Origin of the sequence: Mesorhizobium sp. YC-39, assembly GCF_025753795.1 — a bacterium.
GTDB lineage: Bacteria > Pseudomonadota > Alphaproteobacteria > Rhizobiales > Rhizobiaceae > Mesorhizobium.
In genome coordinates this window covers 25,096-34,285 of record NZ_JAOWPS010000018.1, presented here as the reverse complement: position 1 = coordinate 34,285, position 9,190 = coordinate 25,096, and the positions used below count along the sequence as shown (strand labels likewise).

Here is a 9,190-nt window from a genome sequence, read left to right as displayed (position 1 = left end):
TTGATATGATATGAGGGGATCCACGAGGCGCGTCCGGGCAGCCAGATCCGGAGAACGTCCCTGCAACTCCTGGCCCAGGAGCCCGTAATCCGCAGTGATATGGGCGTCGGTCAGCCAATGGGTGGGGCCGAGCGCCAGCCGATCCTGCGATGCGCTGCCCGAGCCAGAGGCCGGTTCATCCGTCTGGGCAACTCGAGCGTGAGGGGTGGGAAGAATGCGCCCGTCCGGCTCCCGCGCCGTGGAGGTGGGCTCACCGTTGGTGGAGAAGCGTGTCATAGGGACGTGTCCGGTCGCCTCGAGGATTTTCACAGCATTGACGGCGGCGTCGAGACCAGCATCTCGGCGCTGTTCCTGCTGGTGATCAGCATCGCCAATCTGTTCATCCTGAAGGGCATACCGGCGGATTTCACCTGCGCGCGACGCAGCGAAAGGATCAGTGAGGACCTTGACGCCTTGCGTGCTCGACGTGGCTTGATTGCCCGTATTTTCCGCCCGCTGTTCTGCATCGTCCCGCGCTCCTGACACAAGTATCCGATCGGCTATCTGTCCGGCAGAGCCAAGGCCCGGCGCCTCCTTGCCGCAAAGGTAGGCATGCAGCGCGGTCACGCAAACATTCGCGCTCTTGAGATCCCGCTGGTGCTGCAGGGCAATCGTTAGATCGGCAAGCTTATAGGTAGGATTGCGCAAGTGCATCAGCTCTGTGACGGCCTGGTCTTGGTCGGCGGTTTGCATCTTCGAACGCCTGGTGTTGTGCTTCAGGTTCCGCCGGATCACGTCCTCGCTGGTATTGAGCCAGATCGAGACCGCTTTCTCGCCGACATGATCCCGGACTTCCTTGATCATGAACGCTCCGCCACCAGTTGCGAGCACCGCTGGCCCTTGTTCGAGCGACTGCCTGATCTTATTCACCTCAAGATGCCTGAAATGCGCCTCGCCATCCTCAGCGAGAATCCTGGCGATGGACTTGCCCGTCTTCACCTCGATCTCTTTATCGGAATCGACGAACCTCAGCCCTAGTCGCTTGGCGAGTGCTCGGCCAAAACTAGATTTTCCGGCGCCCTTCATGCCAACAAGCACGATCGGTCGTGTGCCCAGGGCGCCAAGAATTTCTGTTTCGATCTGGGACCGCCCCGTGCGTTTCGACGGGGCCACTTGCAGCCGACGGGCTAGGCTGGCAACAACTGTGCTATCCGCGTCGGCCTCCCAGTGGGGGATCCCTATGGCCCCTTCGGGGATGACAACCTTGTTGCAGGCCTGTCGCACGCGCTCCAACAGTTGCTCGGCTATGGACTGATCGAGGGACTCTCCGCTCTCTCGCTGCAGCTCCAGCAGCTTCTGCAGCTCCTTGTACGTATCGTGATTGTCGATCTTGGCCTTGTAGCTGTCTGGCGTGTGGAACTCTACCTCGAAGCGGTAGCCGCCAGGCGTGGCGAGCACAGTCTTGATGCCGACGAAGGTCGGCGATCGCGTCCTGAACCAGTTGGTCGTGCTGATCTCGGCATAGCCGCTCTCGTCGAAGTCTAGAATGGCTTTCTTGAAGCCACGTGTAAAATCTTCATCAGGGAGTTCGAAGACGTGGCGCACAGCGTTGCCGATCAGCTGGGTGCCGGCCTCAAACGGGACCTGCATGCCAATGAGCTGGCCTGTCATCGAGCTTTCCGATCTCAAACGCTGAGCGAGATGGGGCATCTTTACCTTGATGTCGGCTCTCCTGAGGGCTTCGGCGACCGCAGTTGCCGTCAAGGTGATGTCCTTCTCTTCGGTTTGAGCGCGGGCTGCTTCGATTTGGGCGCGCTCCGAGGCCTCCAGGCGGGTCAGTGTGATCGTCATGGCGGAATCCTCGGCCTCGGGCTGACGGCCGGAGGGTTTGCGCAAAATGCCCTGCTCCGTCGCGAGGTGGATCGAGGTCTCCATGATTGAAGCCGCCAGACTGGGATTTTCCTTCAGATCCTCCAGGGTCGCATCGATATCGAAGGTACCCTGGATGAGGGGAGCGGCAATGCTCTTGGCGTAAGGCACCGATTTCAACCCTGGTGTCTGTTGCAGCAAGCGCTGAAGCTGCCTGCTCTTGAACATAAAGATGTGCGCGCCAGTGTCGGACTTATAGGCGTCGGTTCCGACCTTGATGCCTAGGCTCAGCAGATTGCTTGCGCTTTGCACGAGGTCATGCGGATTGTAACCATCCGGTCGCGGGTCGATGCGCGAAGGGTAACGGTCCACGAGAAGCTGGATGCGGTCGAGTGGCTGAGCCGTTGCCGAAAAGGTCTCCGCCAGCTCCGGGAACAGCTCGCAGAGCGGTTGGCTCATTGCGACATGTCCCTCGCTCGCGCTGGTGACCGTTTCGGGCAGGTCTTGCTTATCCGAGCTCGCGGCCCACGCCTCGAGCTCGGTGAGGAGCAACGTGGCCATCTCGCGCGCGACCGGATGCTCTGCCAGCTCGATCTCGTGCCGCGCCTTCTCCAGCTTGTCCTGGACGTTCTGAGCACTGACCTGTTCCTGCTCCAACAAGCCTCGAATGTCTCGCTTGAGCTCTTGGTGAATTCCCTCGTAGGTACCAAAGATGGCACGCTCGGCAAACCACTTCCGGGCTTCATGGGATTGAGCGAGAAAGCCTCGTTGCAGGCCGGTATAGATTTCCAAAACATTGCGCGTGGCCGCCAGGATCTGGCTGGCGCGACCGAACTTGTAGCGACCGTCCTCAATCGCCGGGGTATGCGACTTTGGCGGCTTGAGCGAGCGCAGGCCGCGCGCCTGCTCCTCTTGATCGAATTGCCTGACATGCTCGTAAAGCTGCGGCCGGTCGCCGATGATGACGAGGCTATCCCCGTCGAAGTCGCCATCAAGTTTCTTCTGCTCCCCGATCGGGACGGCAACCAGCGAGCCCGGAGCGAACACCTCGGTCGCCTGCAGAATGCCGACGCAGTCGACCGGCGTGTCCGCCTTCACGCGGTCCTTGCCCGTGGTCCAGTTCGAATGGCACTTGACGTCCTCGGCGGACATCACCAGCCCCTGGTCGGCGAAGTCGGCCGGCCACATCTCGTCCGGCACCACGATCAGAAGCCCTTTGGCAAAGAAAGTCGGATCGTCGGTCGCCAGTTCCTGCCCCGACTTCTGGGCGACATTGAAACTGTATTGAATGGTCACGCACTGATCGAGAAACGCCGTAGTCGGGCCTCCGTCAACGGCTGATCTGACCTGGTCGGGGGCGAACGGGCGCAGGTTGGGCTTGTCATAAGGAGATCGCCCGATCAGCACGCCACCGCCGCTTAACGTCTCGCTCTTGAGCGTTGGCACATGGAGGTAGCCATCGCCCGACGGTACGGCTACCGCGCCGAGGCCATCAATGTGTCCGGCCGTCACGACGCGAAACAGCTCTTCGGACGTCAACTCGCGCTTTTGTCGGCTTTCAAGCCAGGACTTGGCCTTTTCGCGGGCCTCATCCGCCACTTTTTCGGCGCGCGGATAATGTTGCAACGCCGAGCTTGGCAGGAGTGATTTCCTTCCCTCGCCAAAGGCAAGCACCCGGTCAGGACTTTCCTGTTCGCCGCCGCGACGAACAGCTGGCATAAGGTTGGCCAGCGAGGCCCTGATGAAACCGCAGCCGTCATGCGGTCGCAAGGCGATCGGGCCTTTCGGCCCCGTCAGCTTGAAGGGGTGCTCCTCGTTGGCAGGACGGTCTGGCAGCAACACCAATTTGAAGGCGCCTTCCAGCGCATAGTCGTGCGGAGATATACCTTTAATCGCTGGAGGCGCCGCAAAACCTCTGCGCTGGGTATAATAATAGGCCTCTTTGAAAGGGGCCCAGGCGCGCGACAGCTGCTCAAAGGCCGTGCCCGGTGCGGTTTCGGCATACGGAATCGCCAGCAGCTTTCCCCCGGTAGGTTTTGCCAGCTCGCCTGGAGCACGGGCCGCAATCCGAGACACGGTCAATCGCGGCGGCTTTAGCTTGCTGCCGCCGAACAGATCCGCGCGGTATGGCACACCGTTGACGCTCACCGTACGCGCCAGCATGAAGGCGCTCGGGGTTCCTGGAAGCTGCACCGCAACGACATTCACTGCCCCAGCAGTCAAGCGATGAAAAATCGAATACCGTCTCTCCGGCTCCGTGGCCACTTTCCGCCCCAACATGTCCACCACCGGCAACTGCATCAGTCCCGCGTCACCCTGCGGCGATCTGGGCTCGTGATCCATGGTTCGTAAGACCTGATGCACGTCGAAGAACGATGCAGGATGTTGCGCTTGGATCGCCTCCGCATCTTGCTCCATGAATAAGTCCAGCGCATCAACTGGACTGTCGGCCTCGATCTGCGCGATCAGGTTCCAGCTCATGCTGGATAGGTCGCTTTCAATGAGGCCCCGCGTCCTTTCCAGGATCTCCTTGGTCTTGCTCTCCAGCCGTTGCTGCCTCACCCGCAAGTCGGACCTCTTGCCCTCGACATACGGTGGCCTGAACAATCTCTCTAGGACTGCACGGGTCTTGAGCGTCTGATAGATCGATAGAGCGGGGCAGCGGCTCGCAAGCGGTCCACGGGTGCGCTCGGCATCGCTTGCGTTCAGATGCGCCTCGATCTTCTGCTCTATCGCGGGTTGGAGGTCGTTGAGCAGGTTGAGGGCTTGCGTGCGGTGCCAGCGCAGCGGCTTCTGTGGGCTGCGCGCTAGCGGCAGCAGAGCAGTACACAGATTGCCCATAGTTTCCAGATCGTTCTGGGTCGTAAAATCAGGGGCTTTACGCAATTCCGAGAGCAGATTCAAACCTGTCGGTGCGAGCAAACCGAGATCATCGAACAACCGAGCCTTACCCAGCGCCTTGAAAATGGTTGTGATGTGCAGAACGTTAGCCTGCCCTAGGCGATCATTATCATAGTGCAGGTAGTGTGCGAGCTTGTGCAATCGATCCTTCGGCAGTGCGGCGTCCGTAATGTCCCCACTTTCCTCTGCCCTCATGATCATTCGCGACAGAGCATTGGCGAGCATACTCAGCTGAGGTGCGGTGAACACACCGAATCGTTGCTCTCGAGTACCCAATGCTCGCGCGATATCTATCGTCGACTGCCGGCACGCCGCCTCTTCCGGCCACTTGCTGAACCCGTTCATCAAGGCCGCCACTCCTTGCGGAGCGAAATCAGAGAGCTGGCGCTGACCGGCTTCCCCGGCGATTGCGGTCGTGGCTTGGCGACAATCCTCGCTGTCCGGCCATTTGCTGAAACCGTTCACCAGGTTCGCCAGTCCTTGCGGGGCAAAATCAGAGAGTTCGGCGCGGCCAAGGACCTCACCCGCGATCGCAAACGTGGCGTCGCGCGGGTCCTGCGATTCCGGCCACTTGCTGAAACCGTTCACCAGATTCGCCAGCTGCTGGTGCGTAAAATCGGAGAGCGAGGAGGCGCGGAGGAGGACCTCAAGCGCAATAGCGACTGTGGCTTGCTGCGCCCCCGCCTGATCTGGCCACTTGCTGAAACCGTTTACCAGGTTCGCCAACTCCTGGTGCGTAAAATCGGAGAGCGAGGAGGCGCGGCGGAGGACCTCATGCGCGATGGCCACTGTGGCATGCTGAGACCTCGCCTGATCTGGCCACTTGCTGAAACCGTTCACCAGGTTCGCCAGCCCCTGTGAATTAAAATCAGAGAGCCGGATAACATCACGGCCAAGAACCGCGCGTGCGATCACGAGCGTTGCGTCGCGACAGTTTGGGGCGTCCGGCCATTTGCTGAAACCGTTCACCATATTCGCCAGTCCCTGGGGAGCAAAGTCAGAGAGCTGGCGGCGAGGGACCTCGTTGGCGATTGCGACGGCTGCGGCGCGACACTCCGGTGCTTCCGGCCATTTGCTTGAACCGTTCACCATGTTCGCTAGTCCCTGGGGAGCAAAGTCAGAGAGCTGGCGGCGAGGGACCTCGTTGGCGATTGCGACGGCTGCGGCGCGACAGTCCGGCTCTTCCGGCCACTTGCTGAACCCGTTCACCAAATTAGTCAGGTCCTGGTGATTGAAATCACGAAGCCCGGCGCCGCGGCGGAGGACCTCATGCGCCGTTGCGACTGTGGCTTGCAGGGATGCCGCCGCTTCCGGCCACTTGCTGAATCCGTTGACCAAGTTCGCTAGTTCTTGCGGAGAACAATCGGAGAGCTGGCGCCAGCAGATCTCCTCCGCAATTGCGACTGTCGCCTCGCGACAATCCGCCCCGTTGGGCCACTTGCTGAACCCGTTCACCAGATTAGCCAGATGCTGGTGAGTAAAATCGGAGAGCCGGGCGTCGCGGCGAAGGACCTCATGCGCTATCGCGTCCGTAGCTTGCTGGCACTCGGCCTCTTGCGGCCACTTGCTGAATCCGTTCGCCAGGTTCGCCAAGTCCTGGTGATTAAAATCAGAGAGCCCGAACTCGCCGCGAGCGGCGCGACGACTGACCTCACTGGCGATCGCGACTGTGGCTTGGCGAAACGCCGTCTCTAGCGGCCATTTGCTAAACCCGTTCACCAACATCGCCAGCGTCTGCTGAGTAAGATGAGACAACGGGTCGTCACGGCGAAAGACCTCACCGGCGATCGCGAGTGTTACATCGCGACAGACCGCCTCTCGCGGCCACTTGCTGAACCCGTTCACCCATGTCGCCAGCCCCTGCTGAGTAAGACGAGAGAATTGGTCGGCGTGGCGAAAGACCTCACCGGCGATTGCGACCGCGGCGTCGCGACAGTCCGGTGCCTCCGGCCATTTGCCGAAACCGTTCACCAGATTGGCCAGATGCTGGTGAGTAAAGTCACGTAGTCGGACGCCGCGGCGAAGAACCTCGCTCGCGATCGCCCCGGCAGCTTGGCGAGACCATTCCTTTTTCGGCCATTTGCTGAAGCCGTTCACCAGGTTCGCCAGCTCCTGCGAAGTAAAATTAGAGAGCCAGACATCACCGCCAAGAATCTCCCGTGCGATCACGACCGTTGCGTCGCGACAGTTCGATGCATCCGGCCATTTGCTGAAACCGTTCACCATGTTCGCTAGTCCCTGGGTGGTAAAGTCAGAGAGCCCGTCGCCGCGCGCGGCGCGGCGCGTGACTTCACCGGCGATCGCGACCATGGCTTGGCCACACTCGGCCTCCTGCGGCCACTTGCTGAACCCGTTCACCAATATCGCCAGCGCCTGCTGAGTAAGGTGAGATGACTGGTCGTCGCGGCGCGTCACCTCACGGGCGATCGCGAGTGTTGCATCGCGACAGTCCGCCTGTTGTGGCCACTTGCTGAAACCATTCACCAGGTTCGTCAGATTCTGGTAAGCAAAACTAGGCAGTTGGGCGCGGCGGCGAATGACCTCACGGGCTATCACGACTGTGGCTTCATGATAGTCCGCATCGTCCGGACATTTGCTGAACCCGTTCACCAGGTTCGCCAGCTCCTGCGGAGTAAAATCAGCGAGCCCTTCCTCGCGGTCACGCCGAGAGAGTTCTCTGGCGATCTTGATTGTGGCTTGGCGATAGACCGCTTCGTCTGGCCATTTGCTGAAACCGTTCACCATGTTCGCCAGGTCCTGGTGATTAAAATCAGAGAGCCCGAACTCGCCGGGGGCGACGCGGCGACCGACCTGACCGGCAATCGCTCCGATGGCGTGGCAAGACCACTCCTCTTGCGGCCATTTGCTGAAACTGGTCACCATGTTCGCCAAGTCCTGGTGACTAAAATCAGCGAGCCCGGCACGGCGGTCACGACGGATGACCTCACCGGCCATCGCGCCTGCGGCTTCGCTAGACGCCGCCTCTTGCGGCCACTTGCTGAACCCGTGCACCATGTTCGCCAGCTCCTGCTGAGTGAATCCAGAGAGCCGGGCACGGCGGTCGAGGCGGAGCACCTCGCCCGCGATCGCAACTGTGGCTTGGCGAAAGACCTTCTCTTCCGGGCACTTGCCGAAACCGTTCACCAGATTTGCCAAGTCCTGGTGATTAAAATCAGAGAGCCGGGCACGGTGGTCACGACGGAGCACCTCATCGGCAATCGCTCCGGTGGCTTGGCGAGACCACTCCTCTTCCGGCCACTTGCCGAAGCCGTTCACTAGGTTCGCCAGGTTTTGCGTAGTAAAATCAGAGAGCTGGACACGGCGGTCGGCGCGAGAACCGACCTCCCTGGCGACGGCTTCCGTGCCCTCACGAGTTTCCGACCGCTGCGCCCACTTACTGAAACCGTTCACCAGCAACGCCAGACTTTGACTTTTCAGCACCCCAAGTGCCTTGCCCTCATCGCGGCAAAATTCGGCGATGCTGATCGTTCCATTGCGGCATGTCTTCGACTGCGGATGCCGACCAAATGATGAAGCGAAGAGCGAAAGAGCTTTGGGGTCGACTCGGAGCGCCAACGTGCCATGAAGCTGCGCCACCCGAGCAGCCATCGCCTTGCAAGCTTCGACACCTTCCTGACCTCCAGCCTCGCGGCTCACCGCGTTACATGCCGTGGCGTAGCCCCATGATTTCCCGCGGCGGATATCGTCCTCAAAGCAAGGGACAAATTGACTTCTGAACTGGGCGGCGGCCTTTTGCATGAAGGCTGCATGGATCCCGTCGCCCGCCCCTTGCAGCCGTTTGTCATACTCCACCACCGCACGCGAGAATCCAACGATGTCACGGGCGAAATAAATCGCGTCTAGAGCTGCGTTAGATTGTTGTTCTGAGATTGCACTTTGCGTGCTCTGCGTGGCGCCGCTATCCAGGCGCCGCCTTTTTGGTCTGTGGTCCAGGCCGGATATTGCACTTTGCGTGCTCTGCGTGGTGTCGCTATCCGGGCGCCGCCTTTTTGGTCTGTGGTCCAGGCCGGATATTGCACTTTGCGTGCTCTGCGTGGCGCCGCTATCCAGGCGCCGCTTTTTCGGTCTATGGTCCAGGCCGGATACGGATTGCCTGTGCGGGGAAGAGGCACTTCGTAGTGATGCCCTGGACTGATCGGCATCGCGGCCCTCCGCACCGGAACGCGACGAACTTTTTTCCCAGTTTGGTGCGTCCCTGTGCGGCAAGTAGCGAGAACCGGCCTGGCGCTCACGCGTATTAACGGAGGGATCGGTTGAGGGGCCGCGCCGGACATCGCTGGCCGAAGGTGGCCTTTGACCGGAGGGGGCCCCTAACTCTCGATTTTCAGGGCGCAAGCCCTGGACGACGGAACTGAACGTCGAGCCATCTTTTCCACCGTCAAGATCTGATTCCGGATGGGGCCGGTGCGTGTCTTGTCCG

The 9,190-nt window shown here is 60.6% G+C and carries 1 protein-coding gene and 1 pseudogene; one reads left to right on the top strand and one right to left on the bottom strand.

The features are described 5' to 3' along the window. Nucleotides 1-99: 99 nt before the first annotated feature. Nucleotides 100-522, top strand: coding sequence for a hypothetical protein (locus tag OHD62_RS35125; protein WP_318528735.1), 423 nt, complete (start codon nt 100-102; stop codon nt 520-522). Nucleotides 523-552: 30 nt separating this feature from the next. On the opposite strand, the pseudogene xopAD reads toward OHD62_RS35125, so the two are convergent. Beyond that, a pseudogene (gene xopAD, locus OHD62_RS35120) lies at nt 553-8,565 on the bottom strand (XopAD/skwp family type III secretion system effector); the annotation flags it as partial. Between the last annotated feature and the right edge of the window lie 625 nt (nt 8,566-9,190).

What these genes read in the sequence shown, in the direction of transcription:
- OHD62_RS35125 (WP_318528735.1), top strand. Translation starts at nt 100, where the DNA reads ATGGGCGTCGGTCAGCCAATGGGTGGGGCCGAGCGCCAGCCGATCCTG.